Annotated in this window: 11 protein-coding genes; 2 read left to right on the top strand and 9 right to left on the bottom strand. The window is 44.4% G+C overall.

The window, feature by feature from the left end:
- Nucleotides 1-300 precede the first annotated feature (300 nt).
- The 8 genes from atpA to AC1DP6_RS20765 form a co-directional block, all read right to left on the bottom strand.
- The gene (gene atpA, locus AC1DP6_RS20800; RefSeq protein WP_477056530.1) at nucleotides 301-1,878 is read right to left on the bottom strand and encodes a F0F1 ATP synthase subunit alpha; all 1,578 of its coding nucleotides are present in this window, start codon (nucleotides 1,876-1,878) and stop codon (nucleotides 301-303) included.
- A gap of 83 nt (nucleotides 1,879-1,961) precedes the next feature.
- Complete coding sequence (gene atpH, locus AC1DP6_RS20795) at nucleotides 1,962-2,522, bottom strand: ATP synthase F1 subunit delta (protein WP_477056529.1); 561 nt, start codon at nucleotides 2,520-2,522, stop codon at nucleotides 1,962-1,964.
- Between the two features lie 62 nt (nucleotides 2,523-2,584).
- On the bottom strand, nucleotides 2,585-3,079 hold the full coding sequence (gene atpF / locus AC1DP6_RS20790) for a F0F1 ATP synthase subunit B (RefSeq protein ID WP_441576473.1): 495 nt from the start codon (nucleotides 3,077-3,079) through the stop codon (nucleotides 2,585-2,587).
- A gap of 107 nt (nucleotides 3,080-3,186) precedes the next feature.
- Nucleotides 3,187-3,444, bottom strand: a complete 258-nt coding sequence (atpE, locus tag AC1DP6_RS20785) for an ATP synthase F0 subunit C (protein WP_089758700.1) — start codon at nucleotides 3,442-3,444, stop codon at nucleotides 3,187-3,189.
- A 112-nt stretch (nucleotides 3,445-3,556) separates the two neighbouring features.
- Nucleotides 3,557-4,702 (bottom strand): F0F1 ATP synthase subunit A, encoded by a 1,146-nt coding sequence (gene atpB, locus AC1DP6_RS20780; protein WP_477056528.1) that lies wholly within the window; start codon nucleotides 4,700-4,702, stop codon nucleotides 3,557-3,559.
- A 481-nt stretch (nucleotides 4,703-5,183) separates the two neighbouring features.
- Nucleotides 5,184-8,948 (bottom strand): DUF3857 domain-containing protein, encoded by a 3,765-nt coding sequence (locus tag AC1DP6_RS20775; protein ID WP_477056527.1) that lies wholly within the window; start codon nucleotides 8,946-8,948, stop codon nucleotides 5,184-5,186.
- Between the two features lie 75 nt (nucleotides 8,949-9,023).
- Nucleotides 9,024-10,784 (bottom strand): ABC transporter ATP-binding protein, encoded by a 1,761-nt coding sequence (locus AC1DP6_RS20770; RefSeq protein ID WP_477056526.1) that lies wholly within the window; start codon nucleotides 10,782-10,784, stop codon nucleotides 9,024-9,026.
- 149 nt (nucleotides 10,785-10,933) lie between these two features.
- Entirely contained in the window at nucleotides 10,934-13,132 is a 2,199-nt protein-coding gene (locus AC1DP6_RS20765) for a hypothetical protein (RefSeq protein WP_477056525.1), read from the bottom strand.
- 380 nt (nucleotides 13,133-13,512) lie between these two features.
- On the opposite strand from AC1DP6_RS20765, the gene AC1DP6_RS20760 reads away from it, so the two are divergent.
- Nucleotides 13,513-14,196, top strand: coding sequence for a response regulator transcription factor (locus AC1DP6_RS20760; RefSeq protein ID WP_079471020.1), 684 nt, complete (start codon nucleotides 13,513-13,515; stop codon nucleotides 14,194-14,196).
- Between the two features lie 169 nt (nucleotides 14,197-14,365).
- On the top strand, nucleotides 14,366-15,475 hold the full coding sequence (locus AC1DP6_RS20755; RefSeq protein ID WP_133807367.1) for an ATP-binding protein: 1,110 nt from the start codon (nucleotides 14,366-14,368) through the stop codon (nucleotides 15,473-15,475).
- 110 nt (nucleotides 15,476-15,585) lie between these two features.
- On the opposite strand, the gene AC1DP6_RS20750 is transcribed toward AC1DP6_RS20755, so the two are convergent.
- The gene (locus tag AC1DP6_RS20750; RefSeq protein WP_477056524.1) at nucleotides 15,586-16,914 is read right to left on the bottom strand and encodes a porin; all 1,329 of its coding nucleotides are present in this window, start codon (nucleotides 16,912-16,914) and stop codon (nucleotides 15,586-15,588) included.
- Between the last annotated feature and the right edge of the window lie 39 nt (nucleotides 16,915-16,953).

The following is a 16,953-nucleotide window of genomic DNA, read 5'->3' as shown; positions in this document are numbered from 1 at the left end:
GATACAATTTTGGCGATATTACTCTTAAGAAAGGAGGCTATGAAAGTACTCTGGGTTGTTAAGATTATGAGCTAAGACAGGAACCTTAATTCTGGTTTTTATCAATATTTGTTACACAGCAAATGTAGAGCGGCCTCTCCATATAAAGATCAGATCGTTTATATTTTCTTTTAAAAAAGATTTATAATCAATTATATAAGTGCAATTTTATATTTAAATAATACTCCTTTTCATATAAAAAAAGCACCCTTTGCTGATATAGCAAAGGGTGCTTTTGTATGCTTAAGCGATGGAACGCTATTATGCGAATCTTGGTTTCAGTTCATTAGCCAAAGTAACCATTTTCTTGAGGCCATCTTCTGGCAGGTTACCTTTCTTAAACTCAGCCAGTACTTCTGGTAAACGAACCTGCATTTCATTCAGGAACGCTTCTTCGAAAGCACGTACTTGTTTAACAGGAACATCACGCAGCAAACCGTTAGTACCCAGGTAAATCATCGCTACCTGTTTTTCTACGGAGTACGGACTGAACTGTGCCTGTTTCAGGATTTCCACGTTACGGGCACCTTTGTCGATAACTGCTTTGGTTGCAGCATCCAGGTCACCACCGAATTTGGAGAAAGCCTCCATTTCACGGTATTGTGCCTGATCGAGCTTCAGGGTACCAGATACTTTCTTCATGGATTTGATCTGAGCATTACCACCCACGCGGCTTACAGAGATACCTACGTTGATCGCAGGACGGATACCGGCATTAAACAGGTTACCTTCCAGGAAGATCTGACCATCAGTGATGGAGATTACGTTGGTAGGAATGTAAGCAGATACGTCACTCGCCTGTGTTTCAATGATAGGCAATGCTGTCAGGGAACCACCACCTTTTACCAGGTGTCTGATAGATTCAGGTAAGTCGTTCATCTGTTGAGCAATGGCATCATTGCTGATGATTTTCGCAGCACGCTCGAGTAAACGGCTATGCAAGTAGAATACGTCACCTGGGTAAGCTTCACGACCTGGAGGACGTTTCAGCAGCAGGGACACCTCACGGTAAGCAACCGCCTGTTTAGACAGATCATCATAAACGATCAGTGCAGGACGACCTGAGTCACGGAAGAATTCACCGATTGCAGCACCGGAAAACGGAGCGTAGAACTGCAGCGGAGCCGGATCAGCAGCGTTTGCAGCAACGATGGTAGTGTAAGCCATAGCACCTGCTTCCTGTAAAGTTTTCATTACACCAGCAACAGTGGATGCTTTCTGACCAATAGCTACGTATATGCAATAAACAGGTTTACCTGCTTCGTAAAACTCTTTCTGGTTGATAATGGTATCGATACAGATAGCTGTTTTACCTGTCTGACGGTCACCAATTACCAGCTCACGCTGACCACGACCAACAGGGATCATCGCATCAATTGCTTTTACACCTGTTTGCAGTGGTTCTTTTACCGGCTCACGGTACAATACACCCGGTGCTTTACGCTCCAGTGGCATTTCATACAGTTCACCTTTAATTTGACCTTTACCATCAATAGGTTCGCCCAGTGTATTGATTACACGACCTACCACACCTTCACCCACGTTAATGGAAGCGATTTTTTTGGTACGACGTACTTTATCACCTTCTTTAATACCTGCTGACTGACCCATCAATACCACACCTACGTTATCTTCTTCCAGGTTCAGTGCAATAGCTCTAACGCCGTTGCTGAATTCAACCAGTTCACCGTAACCTACGTTACCCAAACCGTATATGCGGGCAATACCATCACCCACCGACAATACAGTACCTACCTCTTCCAGGTCGGCAGAAGCATTGAAGTTGCTCAACTGCTGGCGTAATATCGCCGAAATTTCATCAGGTTTAATATCAACCATAATTATGATTTTAAAAAAAAGTCGTTAGAGAAATTTAGTATAACGACAACAGCTTTGCGTGTACGCAGCGGCTGCTGTATAGATTAACGTAAATCAGATACGTAAATATTCTTGTTAAACTGTTGTTTAATGTCTTTCAGATCACGCAGTATAGACGCATCAAACAGCTGATCATTTGCTTCCAGTACAAAACCACCGATCAGGTCTGCATTTACAGCAGTTTCCAGTTGGATCTGTTGGGTTGTTTCGCTGGCGATTTTCTGTTTAATCACATCCAGTGTGGCGTTATCGATAGCAACAGCAGTGGTGATTTTAACCGGGCTGATATTTTTCAGCACCATGTACTGGCGTGAAAATTCAGTGGTCATTTCCGCCAGTGCACTTTCACGGCCTTTGGTTACCAGCAGGTTCACAAAGGAAAGTGTAGTAGCACCGATCCGGCCCTCCAATATGGCAGCTAATATCTTTTGCTTTTTATCTGCCTTAATGATCGGGCTTTTAAGCAAACTCACCACATCGGGGTTGCTTTTCATCACCTGTTGTAAAAACAGCATGTCAGTATGCACCGCTTCCAGCTGGTTCAGTTCCTGCGCCAGATCTATCAATGACTTTGCATACCGGGATGCTAAACGGGGATTCTGCATATAGCTTTTAGCTTTTAGCTTTCAGCCTTTAGCTTTAATGCCAAAGGTTAAAAGTTAATCTCTTAATTTAATTTGATTTCTCCTGCCAGTTGTTTCACGTAACCTTCCTGTGCTGTTTTATCAGCCAGTTCTCTTCTCAGCACTTTCTCTGCTACTTCAATCACAAGATTACCTACCTGGTTTTTCACGTCCGTTAACGCAGCCATTTTCTGGTTTTCGATAGCGGTGTAAGCTTCGCTGATGATCTTCTTGGCTTCTGCCTGCGCCTGAGTTTTGGCTTCGCTGATGATCAAATCTTTCGCGTCTTTCGCTTCTTTCAGGATCTTACTTCTTTCAGCTTTAGCTTCCGCCAGCACATGTTCATGTTCTGCTTTCATCTGCGCCATTTCTTCCTTCACTCTTTCTGCTGTAGTAATAGCGTCAGTGATGGAATCTTCCCTTTCTCTTAAAGTAGCGAGGATCGGAGTCCAGGCAAATTTCTTCAGGATCAGGAAAACGATGATGAAAATGAAAAATGAAATAAGAAACAAGCCTAACGCGGGTTGCAACAGATCCATATAATTAGAATTTTATTATGTTGTTATGTTTGATACTTACTAATTTCAAATTGGCAAAGATTACTGCATCCTTTGCCCTGTGCGCCGGATGCAGTAAAGAGTTCGGCTTACATAACTACCGCCAACAGACCAGCGATTACACCGAAGAGGGCAACACCCTCAACCAGCGCAGCAGCCAGGATCATGTTTGCACGGATGTCGTTAGCAGCTTCTGGTTGACGAGCGATAGACTCCAGAGCGCTCTTACCGATGTTACCTACGCCAATACCAGCCGCGATAGCCGCGATACCAGCACCAACAGCACCACCAGCCTTAGCCAGACCAGATGCAGCAGCAGCCTGCAATAAAATAGACAAAAGTGCCATAATGAATATGTATTTGATTTATAAAAAACGTTATTTCTAAAGTTGAAAACTGTTCACATTTAGCTGTTGGCCATTAATAGCAAACTAAGAGCTAAAAGCTAATGGCTAAATGCTAGTGGTGTGCTTCATCATGTGCACCTTCCATCGCCTGGCCTATAAATACAGCTGTCAGGTTGGCAAAAATGAATGCCTGGATAAATGCTACCAGCAGTTCCAGCATCATCATTACAATGTTGAACAATACAGTAACAGGCAGGAAGCTGTAACCTGCGATCTTGTTTAAAGATCCAAATATAAACACCAGACAGATGATACTCAGAATGATAATGTGGCCCGCCAGGATATTGGCAAACAACCGGATAATCAGTGATATTGGCTTAGTGAATATACCAATCAGCTCCACCGGTACCAGGATGATCTTCACACCCAAAGGTACTGGAGGATTAAAGATATGACCCCAGAAATGCTTGTTGGTGCTGAGCAGGATAGCCACAAAACTGATAATACCCAGTGCCGCCGTCACCGCCAGGTTACCCGTTACGTTGGCAGAACCAGGTAACAAACCCAACAGGTTGTTAATAAGGATGAAAAAGAATATAGTCAGAATAAAAGGAGTAAACTTCGCAGCGCTTTTGCCAGGAATATTAGGCTTCACTACCTCATCACGCATAAATACAATTACCGGCTCCATCAAACTCTGGAAACCTTTAGGCGCTTTCTTGGAACCACGCACTTTATATGCCTTGGCCACATTCAGCATGAGCACTATCAGCAACACCGCTGCAATGATCATGGATGTGATATTTTTGGTGATAGAAAGATCGTAGATCTTTTCTCCGGTTGGATTATCGCTGCCATCTACTGCAATGATCTCATCCGTAGGATACTTCGCAGCATCCAGTCCTTTTTCCGCACGGTAATGAGGTGTCACTAAACGGTATCCGTCATGTGCTTCATGCCCGTGATGGAACGCAGAAGAAGTAAATACGGAAGTTCCACGTGCCGGGTTGTAAATGATCACAGGCAACGGAACCGTTACATGCGTTTCACCCAGCTCGAACAGATGCCAGTCGTGGGCATCCTTTACGTGGCCGAAAATCGTTTCCTTGATATCTACTTTCTTAGGTGCAGTCTCCTCTCCCGGTTGTTCTGTCCCATGTTCTTCAGCAGAAATTGCTGGTTTCTCTGGATGACTGCCCTCGGCAAAGGAAAAATTACTAAAACTGTGAAGGCCTAAAACCATCACAAGTGCTACCATTCTATGTTTGAACCAATTGAAAGAAATCACCGTTTTCTGAAATTTTGCGCAAAGATACTCGTTTTTATCTTCAAAATTAAGCGACTACGAAAAAAAAGAACGATATATTCTAATTATATTGATAATCAAATCCTTGGAGTTAAAAATATATAGCTTTTTCTCATAAAAAAAGACCACTGAAATCAGCAGTCCCGAAAAGTATTTCATATTAATATTTTCATAATTCATTGGCCGGTTGTTACAAATCTCACCCACAGAACGCCGCCCGGTACCCCCTCTCACTAAATCATCCCTCCTGCTCATCTATTGAAAATAAAACATATCCAAAAAACAAAAGGGCAAACCCATGATTCACTTCCCGTAACCATGGCAAGTTGGTTACTTCGAAGCAAACTGCACAGGCAGTTGCCCTTTTGTTCTTTTACGGGAGAGGCATACCTTTTAGTCGCCTTAGTTGACCAATTGCGGCTCAGATCTCCCGCTACTTAAATGAAACATACTTCTGCTCCGCTTTAATAATTCCATTGAAAAATGCTTCCAGCTGCTTGAAGTCTGCAGGAGCCACCACTTTATTACAGTTCGTTTTAAAATGCCTGTTGATCACCAGCTTATCGTCCGACTCCTTTTTGAATGCCAGCACATAACTCATATCCTCCAGCTGCAGACTCGCACTCCCCGGCACCTGCTCAAACTGTTTACCCGCCGGCAAACGGATACTGATTTCTGTGCTATAATCATCTGTATTCTCATAGTTGCCATACAGGAAAGGATGCTGACGGGCCTCCGGCGTGAAAATATCAGCCGTAGCCACTATATCCATAAACGCAGGCTTGATCATACTGAAATCACCTACATTGATCACATCATTTTTCACGGTAAAACTGGATTGCATCCATACCGTATCTTCCAGGTTATCCAGGTTGCGGAAAGAAAAACTATCCAGTACAATCTGGTTCTTAAACATTCCGCTGATACCGCGCTGCACCGCATCCCTGGTTTCTTCCCGGGTTTTATGCTGATAGGAATGCCTGATCTGTGAAGCCAGTTCACCACTGTAAGCACAATAGGAATTAATCCGCTGATCACTACCGCTCAGATCTATATCCAGCTGACGCCGAATAGACTTAGGTGCAAAGTTACCTGCCGACAATACACTTATCTTCTCACCGGTCTTGTAATTATACGGGATGTTCAATATCTGCGCACCAGCCAGAGAAGATGACAGCGAATTAAACGGCAACGCATTATCCGTCAGCTCCAGGTAGCTGTATTGATTACCGGTCTTATACCGCACAATACAATGGTTAAAGTCCATGGAAGGCAGCTGCATATTATGCTGGCCATAATCCTGCGTGCTGACCAGTATCAGGTTAGCTTCCAGTCCTGCCTTGCGCGCAAACGCCAGGAACAGGGTGGATAAATCCTTACAGTCTCCCAACCGGGTGACCAGAGTTTTTCCTGCACGTTGCGGCACATAAGCACCCTGCCGGAATGATACAGAACTGTAGGCAATATTCTTTTCTATGTATTCGTAAATCTTCCTCGCTTTGGTAACATCATCCAGCTTTTCAACGCCGGCCGGAAAGATCTCTTTCCACGCTTCATTGATCTCAAAATCTTCCTTGGATTGTACCCGGGTAATATCACTGTACCACTCGCCTATGACGTCCCAGTCTTTCACGGTAGACAGGTGCAGCACCTTACCCACATCGTTGATACTGGGCATATAAGATTCACTGCGCAGGGCAGGTATATTTTCTTCTCTCCAGCTATACATCTTAAATTGTTCATGCTGGCTGATCTTAGGCTTTACCGCGCCTCCGTTTACATACTCATAATACAGTGGAATACTATCCGATATCAATACGTTATAACTGGAAATATGCGTAGGCACATAAGCAGAAAAATACACCTTATCCCAATACTCTCTGCCTAAACGTCCACGTCCGAAGCTGTTGATTTTATAGTTGAAATAAATCACATCCCCTTCATCCAGCTTGGTAAACACGATTTCATTTTCATTGGTTTCTGCCGGTATTTTGGAGCCGTTGGCTTTGATCACTTCTGCTTTCACAATTATTACATCCTGGTAAACAGTGTTGTAGGGAATCGAAATTTCCTTCCAACGGGAAATGCCTTTTTTATTGTTGATGATCATGGCCGTGTTGATGGTCTGCTCGCCAGCGCCCTCCGGGTAAAGGATGACATTCTTTTCATCAAAAATATACGCATAGGACTGTGCCGAATCACGCGGCCCCTTCAACGCTTTTTCTATCTCCTTGTAGTAATCCAATACCGGGAAATATTTATCCATAGGTGGCTTCTGCTCCAGGGTACGCAGTTTTTCGCGGTAACCAAATCCACCCGCGTACAACGTCAATGCCTGTTTGAAATAATATATCGCAGAATCATTTTGTTTTTTCTGGAGAAAACAATTCGCCATATCGCCCAGCGGCACATGGCTGTAAGGGCTTATCTGATGCGCAATACGCAGGTAATGCAGGGCGGAATCATATTCCTGCCGGGTATAATAAAATTTGATCAGCTTATTATAGGCCTTGACCTCATACTCCGTCAGATTTTTTATTCGTTGCATCACCTGCACTGCTGCAGCCGTTTTGCCCTGATTAAGATATTCATCTATCAGTGCGTCCTGCATAGAATAAAGCGACCTCTTGTCGCAGAATTTTTCCAGCACAGCGAGTGCTTTGGCCGGATCGTTATTCACTTTGCCTTCATACAGATACATGCTTTGTACGATGTCTGACGAAAAAGGATATTTTTCATACGCTATCTTCAGCAACTGCACTACACTATCAATCTTCTCCTGCGCCACCAGCAGCTGCAGCTTTTTAAAAGTGGTAAAGCGATGCTCGCCCCTCATGGCAATCATCCGCTCCAGCACTTCCATTGCCTCCGTATAATTTTTCTCTTCTTCCAGTTTATTTACTTTGGCGCCTAAAATCCAGTAACTATCCGGTGCCAGCATTTTAACTGTTTCCATTTTCTCCGCAATCTCCGTACGGTCATTTTCGCTGGATAGACAGTCAATGTAGCAATTCTGCAACAGCATGTCTTTAGGATAATTTTTCTGCAGCTGATACATCACTGCTTTGGCCTTATCCCATTCCTCATTGCGTACATACACCCTGCTGAGCAATATGGCGATGGCCGGATCCGTGGGATGTAGTGTCAATTCCTTCTTAAAATATTCTTCCGCGAAATGCACAATAGGCACCACTTCTGTTTTGGACAGATCCGGTTGATACGTTTCCGGCTGCGTTTTAGACGTAATCCCCGCCACCGGGTTATATTGTCCATCGGTTAACCGCACCATAAAGTGGGGAGAAGAATTACTTTCTGTATAGCCAAGCTGCAACAGCACGCGGTTATAGCCCTTGTTCAGGTGTACTTTGGTTTTCCACCAGTCCAGCTCTGTAACCTGTTCTTCCGGCTGACTGATCATCAGCTTATCATTTACCCACAACTTCATGGTACCATTACCTGCCAGGCAAAGCAATGCGTCCAGATCAGTGTCTGACTTCACAAAGGTTTGCAGGTAGCCTATTGCGCTTCCCGCCGCAAGGGCAGAACCTACAAAGTTCCAGCCTTCGCGGGTGGTATAAAGCGGCACAAACCAATTTACCGGCGCGTTATTACTGGAAATAAAATTTCGTCCGGTAGGCTGTTTTGCAGGACCATAGTCCTTATCAAAACCGCTGCCCATGATATTATCAAACGGTCCTACATAAGCCCATTCTTCCAGGGCTCCCATCTGCGGGTATAATGTTTTGGCCAGATCATTCTGGTTGCTGGCCATCAGGTGGTAGGCTTTAAAGTAGCGGGCAGCAGCACGCAGGGAGCCATTAAAGTTCACCGAATCTGCAATGATGCGGTCCAGGTTTTCCAGCTGTGTTCCCTGTTTCGCACTATAGTCCCCCAGGAGTGCCCCGTTAAACCAAAGGGCATACACGTAAGGCGCCGGGTTAGTAAAGCCCGTAAGTGGATTAAAATACGCACGGGGGAAGTCGTCCGCATAATCAGTAGCAGTTTGGATAAACACCAGTGTGCTGATAGCGCTGTTCTTTTGAGCGCCACCGGATTTGATCACTTTTTGCAGATAAGTGATCGCCGTTTTCAAATCATTTTTGTGAATAGCCTCCCAGGCCTTTTCGTAATCGCCTGCAAACAATGATGCAGGGCATAACAGCAACAGGATAAGAATAGCGTTAACAACTCTTTTCATCAGGTATAAGGATTTTAACTGCAATAAAAGTACAAATAAATTGCAGCCGTTATATCCTACTTACGATGTACGGACTTATACTTTACTGACGTTAAACTGCATGCTATGGAGTTTGTAGTAGAATCCTTCGAGCTTCAGCAGTTCTTCGTGGGTACCCATTTCTTTGATCTCCCCCTTATCAAGTACGATGATTTTGTCTGCTTTGCTGATGGTAGATAAGCGGTGAGCGATGATGATGGCGGTACGATCGGCGATGAGTTTGTCAATCGCCTGCTGTATCATCATTTCGGATTCTGTGTCTACGGAAGATGTGGCTTCATCGAGCACCAGGATGGCTGGATCATACAATAAGGCCCGTACAAAGGAAATCAGCTGCCGCTGTCCGAGCGACAGGGTACTGCCCCGCTCCATCACCTGGTAATTGTATCCTCCGGGCAGCTGCATAATGAAATCATGGATGCCGATAAGACGGGAAGCTTCTTCCACCTGCGCACTGCTGATATTGCTGTTATGCAGGGTAATATTATCAAAAATAGATCCGGCAAACAGGAATACATCCTGTAATACCACGCCTATCTTGCCGCGCAGGGATTCCAGGGAATATGCCGGCAAATCAATATTATCTATTTTAATACTTCCCTTCTGTATTTCGTATAGCCGGTTCAGGATGCTGATGATGGTGGTTTTACCGGAACCGGTATGTCCCACAATCGCAACCGTATCTCCCGGGTTAGCATGGAAGCTGATATTTTTCAGTACATAACGGTCATCTACATACGCAAAACTCACATTATCAAAAGTAATAGCGCCTTTCATGTTCTCCGCTGTCTGATGACCTCTATCGGGAATATAGTCCTGGTTATCCAGCACTTTAAAAACGCGCTCACTGGCTACCATACCCATTTGCAGCGTATTGAATTTATCTGCCAGCATACGCAGCGGGCGAAACAACATATTCAGGTACATGATAAAAGCAATCATCACACCCTGGGTCACTTCGTAATTCAGTACCTTATTAGCTCCCCACCACACCATTAAGCCCAGCGAAATAGCCAGGATAATTTCCACTACCGGGAAAAATACAGAATAAGCAAAAATGGCGTCAATATTGGCTTTCCGGTGTTCTTTGTTGATATGTTTGAATCGGGCAAACTCCCTTTTTTCAGCAGTAAATGCCTGTACCACCACCATACCGGTGAGGTGTTCCTGCACAAAGGCATTGAGGGCAGACACGGCATTGCGTACCCGGTAAAAGGATTTATTCACACTTTCTTTAAAAATATAAGTCGCGAAAATCAATATCGGAAAAGGCGACAGACTGATCAGGGTCAGGCGCCAGTCTTCCATAAACATCACCACCAGTATCGCTATGATCATCAGCAGATCCGCCACAATAGAGATGATCCCTTCTGAAAAAACGTCGTTAATCGCTTCAATATCATTGATGGTACGGGTAGTCAGGGTACCGATAGGTGTTTTATCAAAAAAGGCCAGGTTCAGGTGTACAATCTTTTTATATACCGTTACCCGCAAATCTTTTACCACCGACTGCCCCAGCCAGTTGGTCAGATAGGAGAAAAAGAAACGCACAATGGTTTCCACCACCAGCAATCCTACCTGTACCATCGTTACCAGCAGAAGCATCTGCATCAGCTGGTTGGCAATGTATTTATCTACGGTTACCTGGATCAGGTAAGGGCGTAAGGGTGATATAGCGGCCAGTATAACCGTTAATATCATGGAGATGTAAAAGGAGCGTTTGTAAGGGGCCGCGAATGAGAATATGCGCCGTAATAAACTAAAATCTAATACTTTCTTTACCGCAAGATTTTCCAATGTGCCAGGTTTAAACTACACAACAAACCTACGATAAATAGCAGAAAGGATAAAGCAGAAAGCAAAAAGCGATGAGAGCGAATGCCTGTAGCGGGTATTAACCTTCGCTATAATCATTCGCTCTCATCGCTTTTTGCTTTCCGCTTAAATTATTTCTTTTCGTCCTTCATAATCTGTTTGTAGGCCTTGATGAAAATGGCTCCCAGGTTTTTGTGAGGAGGCACATAATCACTGAACAGGTCCTTGTTGCGGGCATCTGTTGAAAACCTTCTGGTCAGCTGTGACCACATGATCACCCAGTCTACGTTTTTGCCGGCACGTACCTGATCTTCCAGTGTATGGATGATGGGTTCATTTACAAAACGGGTACCTACCTGTTTAGACGAAATGATATGTGCTTCGGGTGATTTTTCCAATACAGTAGCCAGGTTATGGTAACCACCGCAGGAACCCAGCAGTACAATCTTTGCAGAGCTTTGCAGGTTTTCCAGTGTGGTATTGATATGATAACTGTGACCACGGTGAATGAAGATGGTCGGATGAATATCGTTTTCGTCCAGGAAATCAGACAGCTTGGAAATAGCTTCCTTATCTGCTGGTTCGTCTGTTGGCAGGTTGGCAAAAATAGTGGTAGCCTTACCCTTTGTGGAGGTAATGGTAGCCCAATATTTATTCTTGCTGATTCTCCATTCAGCAGCCGGGAAGTTCGTCATGAAGCTGGAGAAAGACTCCTGTCCGTCTTTATCTCCGTAGAAAAATACCTGTTGATAAATTCTGCCACTGTCACTTTCCAGTGCGGCGGAAGAAACAAAGTTAATCGGAGGCAGCTGTAACTTGCTGGCCATATCTGTTGCCTTGGAAGAATCGTTTTCATCTTTCGACTCTGTTTCAAACAAGCTGCTGAGCAATTGGTAAATAACAGTCCCTCGTTTATCATCATGCTTTTTCACATACGCCAGGTTCTTTTTCACTTCTACCCGCAGGAATTCCAACAGTTTTTCATCACGGATACTTCCAAAGGAGTTCGCTACATCCACTGCATCTTCCAGGTCTTCGGTTTTTTCCAGGTTCTGCACGTATTTCTGCATGAGGTAGTTGGAATTTTCCGGCGCCATAGATTTCAGGAAGTTGTCCAGGGTGTTGAAACCGGCGGCCATGGCGATAAATTTCTTGAAGCGGTCAAAGTTAACCATCATCAGTAAACTATCTCCGCGGGGAGGTTTCATACGGATCATCATCTGATCATATAAACCGGCGTTGTTGTGGTTAGTATAACTGGACGTATACAGTTCTTCCTGACCGTTGATGATCAGGTAATACAGTTCTTCCGGTGTAAAGTTTTTAACGCTGGCAAAACGAACGGGGGCTGGTTCTTCGTGCAGGTCGTTCACATCGCGGATATACAGCAGTGACTTCGCCTGCATATTTTCCATCATGGCTTTCAGTCCGAATGGATTTTGTCCTTCATTCTTCAGTTTCTGCAGTGCAATGGTCGATTTCACCATTTGCTTATAGTACTGATAGTCGTTATCTACGACGGTTTCCAGCTTGTCTACCGTGGTAGTACCGGCCAGGAGCTCATCTATGAAAGGCAATATTTTAGTGCTCTGAGGTGATTGTCCGATGCGCACAATGGTTTGTACAATAGGATCCTGGTTACGCTTGATTACGGTAGCCATGGGCGTAAAGGAAGTAGCGTAGGTAAGCACCTGGTTAGGGTATTTACGCGCTACAGCGGCAATGATAGAGTCTGTACCCGGATAGTTCAGATAGTCCCCCAGTTTGGGCATTACCGTTTCCAGGTTATTGAAGGCGTATTTGGTAAATACAGTTCCCCTGGCTTCTTTGTAGCCGGGGTTATCCTGGAAGGATTCTATCATTCTTTCGGATGCTTCGTAAGACAGGTGCTGAATATAGGGCATGATGCTTTGTCCTTTGATATCGGCGTGCATCATATTGCGGAATGCCTGTACCATAGCGGGGGCTTCTTCAGCATCTATGTTACGGTGAGAGCGCTTTTGATTAAAGTCTTTCAACATCACGTATATGCCGGAGAGGTACTTTACCTTCAGCCGGTGATCCAGTGCATCATTATCTTCTATTTCCTGCTGCATGTCGTCCACTTCTTTGAGAAGGGCGTTGGTTACCTGCAGGTTAATGGTTTGATCTTCAGATACCTTTACCAGATCATCTGCTTTGCCGTCGAATTTTGCGGCGGCAGCCTGTTCTTTGTCGATGTTATCATGAAATCCCTGTCTGCTGATTGGAATTGGATGATGGCTGTTTTGTGCCTGTAGCCAGCTGACTGCAAACACCGTCAGCGATAATATTAATAGAAATCTTCTCATACTAAATTGATCTTTTCCCGAGGACCAGATAGCAAATTTACAACCAAAATACAGAGTTTGCCAGTGTTGTGTTGCTATCTTTTGTTTTTAAAGCCAAAATATATATAAATAATTCAATCTATAACTCCAACTGTCATTTCATGATGGCGGCTGCCCCTATTTGGCAGTGGGAAAAGTGAAAATGTTCGGGCAAGGTAACAATCACACATGTATGAATGCTGAATATTTATCATATCGAAGTGATATTGTTATTTGGCGTACCTTGCCTTTGGTCGCGGAAAACCACGCTGATATTGAATTAACAATTTCATAATGTTAATTTTCCATTAATCACGGGGATGGCTTTATAATTTTGTCCCGTCTTTTTAAAAGCAAAATTTATGATAGACCAAGCGGTTGCAGGAAAAATTCTGGTAGTTGATGACGAGTTGGATATTCTGGAAATTATCAGTTACAATCTAAAAACAGCGGGTTACGATACCGTAACCGCAAAAGACGGCAGCGAGGCTATCCAGAAAGCTAAAATATTCAGACCGGATCTGATTATGCTGGATATCATGATGCCGAACAAGAACGGCATCGATACCTGCCGCGAAATCAGGAAAATCCCTGAATTCAAAGACACCATGGTATTGTTTTTAACCGCCCTGAATGATGAAAAGTCCGAAGTAGACGGACTGAACATGGGTGCGGACGATTACATTGCCAAGCCCATCAAACCCAAATTGCTGGTGAGCAGGATCAATGCGCTGTTCCGTCGTTTACACAAACCGGAAGAAACACGTGTTACCCTGGGCGATCTGATCATTGACCGTGAAAAGTTCACGGTGACTTACAAAGGGCAGGAAATTATCCTTGCCAAAAAAGAATTTGAGTTATTGCAGCTACTGGCATCCAAACCAGGTCGTGTATTCCTGCGTAATGAAATTCTGAACCAGGTATGGGGTACAGAAGTGATTGTTGGTGACCGCACCATCGATGTACATATCCGTAAAATACGCCAGAAAATAGGCATTGATTTGATTACTACCGTAAAAGGAGTAGGATACAAATTTGAGATGTAGTAGGAGTAGCTATTAGCTAGTCAGCCTTCAGCGATTAGTTAATAGCTACTGTTTTGAGTTGTTAGCGCAAACCGGTAGCGCTCCCGTATTCATTTTTAGTCTTCCTTAAATTTTCCACCAAAACAGAACATTAGCTAAAAGCTTACAGCTAAGAGCTAACAGCTTTTTTATGGCAAGTAAGAAATTTAAAGTAATTTCCCATTATTATACTAATTACTCACTCTGGAGTATGTTTAAAGCAAAAAACCTGTCCCCGCAAAAGTTAGCGGGATTTACAGCCCTGGTGATATCAGCCATCATAGCATTGGGTAGCCTTCTGGTGGACGGCAATTGGAAAGTAGTAGTGGGAGCCTTTGTGCTAACCTTTCTCGTTTCATATTACCTGTACCTGTATACCCTGCAGAATTTTATTTACAGGAAAATAAAACTGATCTACAAGTTCATTTACCAAACCAAAGCCTCCAAGAGAGAGGAGTTTTTTCAGAAGAATATACTTCCCCTGAAAACCATTGAAGAGGTAAGTGAAGATGTGGAAAAATGGGCCAGCCAGAAGAAAGAAGAACTGGAAAATCTGCGCCGGAATGAAGAGTTCCGTAAGGAGTTCCTGCTGAACCTTTCCCATGAACTGAAAACGCCCATCTTTGCGGTGCAGGGCTACATCCACACCCTGCTGGATGGCGCACTGGAAGATCCTACCGTAAATAAGCTGTTTCTGAAAAACGCCACCAAAAACATTGACCGCCTTTGCCGGCTGATCGATGATCTGGATGAAATATCCAAACTGGAAAGCGGTGAAATGACTGTCAATGCGGAAGTATTCGTTATCCAGGACCTGATAAAAGATGTATTTGATACCCTGTCATTGAAAGCCAATACCAAAGGCATCAAATTCCATATCAAAAAAGGTTGTGAAGCTCCACAACCGGTATACGCCGACAAAGAAAAAATCAGACAGGTACTCATTAACCTGGTAGATAACTCTATCAAATACGGCAAACCGGATGGTCACACCATCGCCAGCATTTACAGCATGGACGGTAAACGGGTACTGGTAGAAATTTCTGATGATGGCATCGGTATGGCAGAAGAACACCTGCCGCGCGTATTTGAACGCTTTTACCGCACAGACAGAGCCCGTAGCCGCGATATTGGTGGTACCGGCCTTGGCCTGGCGATCGTAAAACATATAGTAGAAGCACACGACCAATCCATTACCGTACGCAGCAAACCCGAAATAGGCAGCACGTTTGGATTCACCATGGAATCCGGAAGAGAATAAAAGAATTTCAAATTACGAATTACGGATTTGTAGGTAGATGATAAATGCGGGTAATATCCCCGATTATCTACTCACAAATCCGTAATTCGTAATTTGAAATTCGTAATTCTCTAAAACCTGTACTGCATTCTGCAAGTCAGTACATTGTCCTTCAGATCATCTTTATAGCCTTCCAGCTCAGTGCTTTCATTGGTTACCCAATCGTAGTAGAACATAAATTTGAGGTGCTCATTGGCGTAATACAGGTAGCCAACGCCCAGCGTATTATAGCGTATATCTGCTGCTGTGAGTCCTGCACCGGCCACCCCGATATCTTTTCCGGATACTTTCTTATTGGGATCATACCAATCATATTTTACCACCACCTGGTGTTTATCACTGCCCAGGTTCTGAATAAAATACAGGTAGGCACCATCAAAATTGCGGATATACAGCGGCTGGGGTTTCCCCTGTGGTGTAACGGGTATAATACCCGGTGTTTCCGACGTAAGAGCGGTGGAAGTTTGCTGTCCGCGGATATACTCCGCCCTGAACTGTGTACTGCCCTTGCCCGGGCCATTCGGAATTTTCAATTGCACATCAGCACCGTAATAATGCCGGGGGGCAATTTCTCCCAGATTGGCTGCCGATGAATCCACGAGGTACCCCGGTTTACCGTTTACAGTCCCCATGGTGTTGATGGTGTTGGTAAACTGCTGCATGCCCCCATACAACACAGATACCCCACCAGACAACAATGCTTTGGTACCCTTTATTTTCCGGGGTTTAATGCCCACACGACCTATAAAATCTTTATGGCTGTCAAAATCAGTGGTAGCTGTAAGGCCCTGCCCGTTAAATGCTCCTGCATCTATTCTCAGGAAACGCAATGGATGATCTTTGCGCCGGGGCTCAAAAGTCAGCATCGCACCCAGGTCACGTTCCGTTTTCATCAGTACTTGCGACATACGACCCCTTTCCGGCGTTTCACGGTCGGCAGACGACAGATTGACCTCATAACCGAAAGGGCGGGCAAACATGCCCCCTACAAGCGACAATACGTTGAACCTATTTTCAAAGAAACGACCATAGAAATCCCGGATAAATACGCCCCGCTCCGAACCATCAAACTGAAAAGCGAACTGAACAACCGGCATATCCTCTTTGTTGAAACGCTCATAGTCCATACGAATACGGCCACGGCGGAGGGTAAAACGGTTATCTACTGCAGCGCCAAAGTCTCCGCCAGCATAGCTTGTAGCTCCCCTGGCCTGTGCCATCTGGAACTGGGGCTGAATATAACCGCTGAAACGCAGGGCATCATATTTATGGTACATGGAAATCATCCCCTTACCCAGCTCTGAAGTGGTGTCAATCATATCCATCAGGAATTGCGCATGGGCTGCCAGCGAGGAAATCAACATCAAAATAACAATCGGAAATATTCTGGCTATGCGCATCAGGTAGGTGGATTATTGCGCAAAAGTATAGAATTAGCA

Source organism: Chitinophaga sp. 01L420 (assembly GCF_056399985.1).
This window is presented reverse-complemented; position numbering and strand designations above follow the sequence as displayed.

Bases quoted from the DNA above. Each gene is read 5' to 3' on its own strand.
- atpA (WP_477056530.1), bottom strand. From the start codon at position 1,878: ATGGTTGATATTAAACCTGATGAAATTTCGGCGATATTACGCCAGCAG.
- AC1DP6_RS20775 (WP_477056527.1), bottom strand. From the start codon at position 8,948: ATGAAAAGAGTTGTTAACGCTATTCTTATCCTGTTGCTGTTATGCCCT.
- atpB (WP_477056528.1), bottom strand. From the start codon at position 4,702: ATGGTAGCACTTGTGATGGTTTTAGGCCTTCACAGTTTTAGTAATTTT.
- AC1DP6_RS20765 (WP_477056525.1), bottom strand. From the start codon at position 13,132: ATGAGAAGATTTCTATTAATATTATCGCTGACGGTGTTTGCAGTCAGC.
- AC1DP6_RS20760 (WP_079471020.1), top strand. From the start codon at position 13,513: ATGATAGACCAAGCGGTTGCAGGAAAAATTCTGGTAGTTGATGACGAG.
- atpE (WP_089758700.1), bottom strand. From the start codon at position 3,444: ATGGCACTTTTGTCTATTTTATTGCAGGCTGCTGCTGCATCTGGTCTG.
- atpH (WP_477056529.1), bottom strand. From the start codon at position 2,522: ATGCAGAATCCCCGTTTAGCATCCCGGTATGCAAAGTCATTGATAGAT.
- atpF (WP_441576473.1), bottom strand. From the start codon at position 3,079: ATGGATCTGTTGCAACCCGCGTTAGGCTTGTTTCTTATTTCATTTTTC.
- AC1DP6_RS20750 (WP_477056524.1), bottom strand. From the start codon at position 16,914: ATGCGCATAGCCAGAATATTTCCGATTGTTATTTTGATGTTGATTTCC.
- AC1DP6_RS20755 (WP_133807367.1), top strand. From the start codon at position 14,366: ATGGCAAGTAAGAAATTTAAAGTAATTTCCCATTATTATACTAATTAC.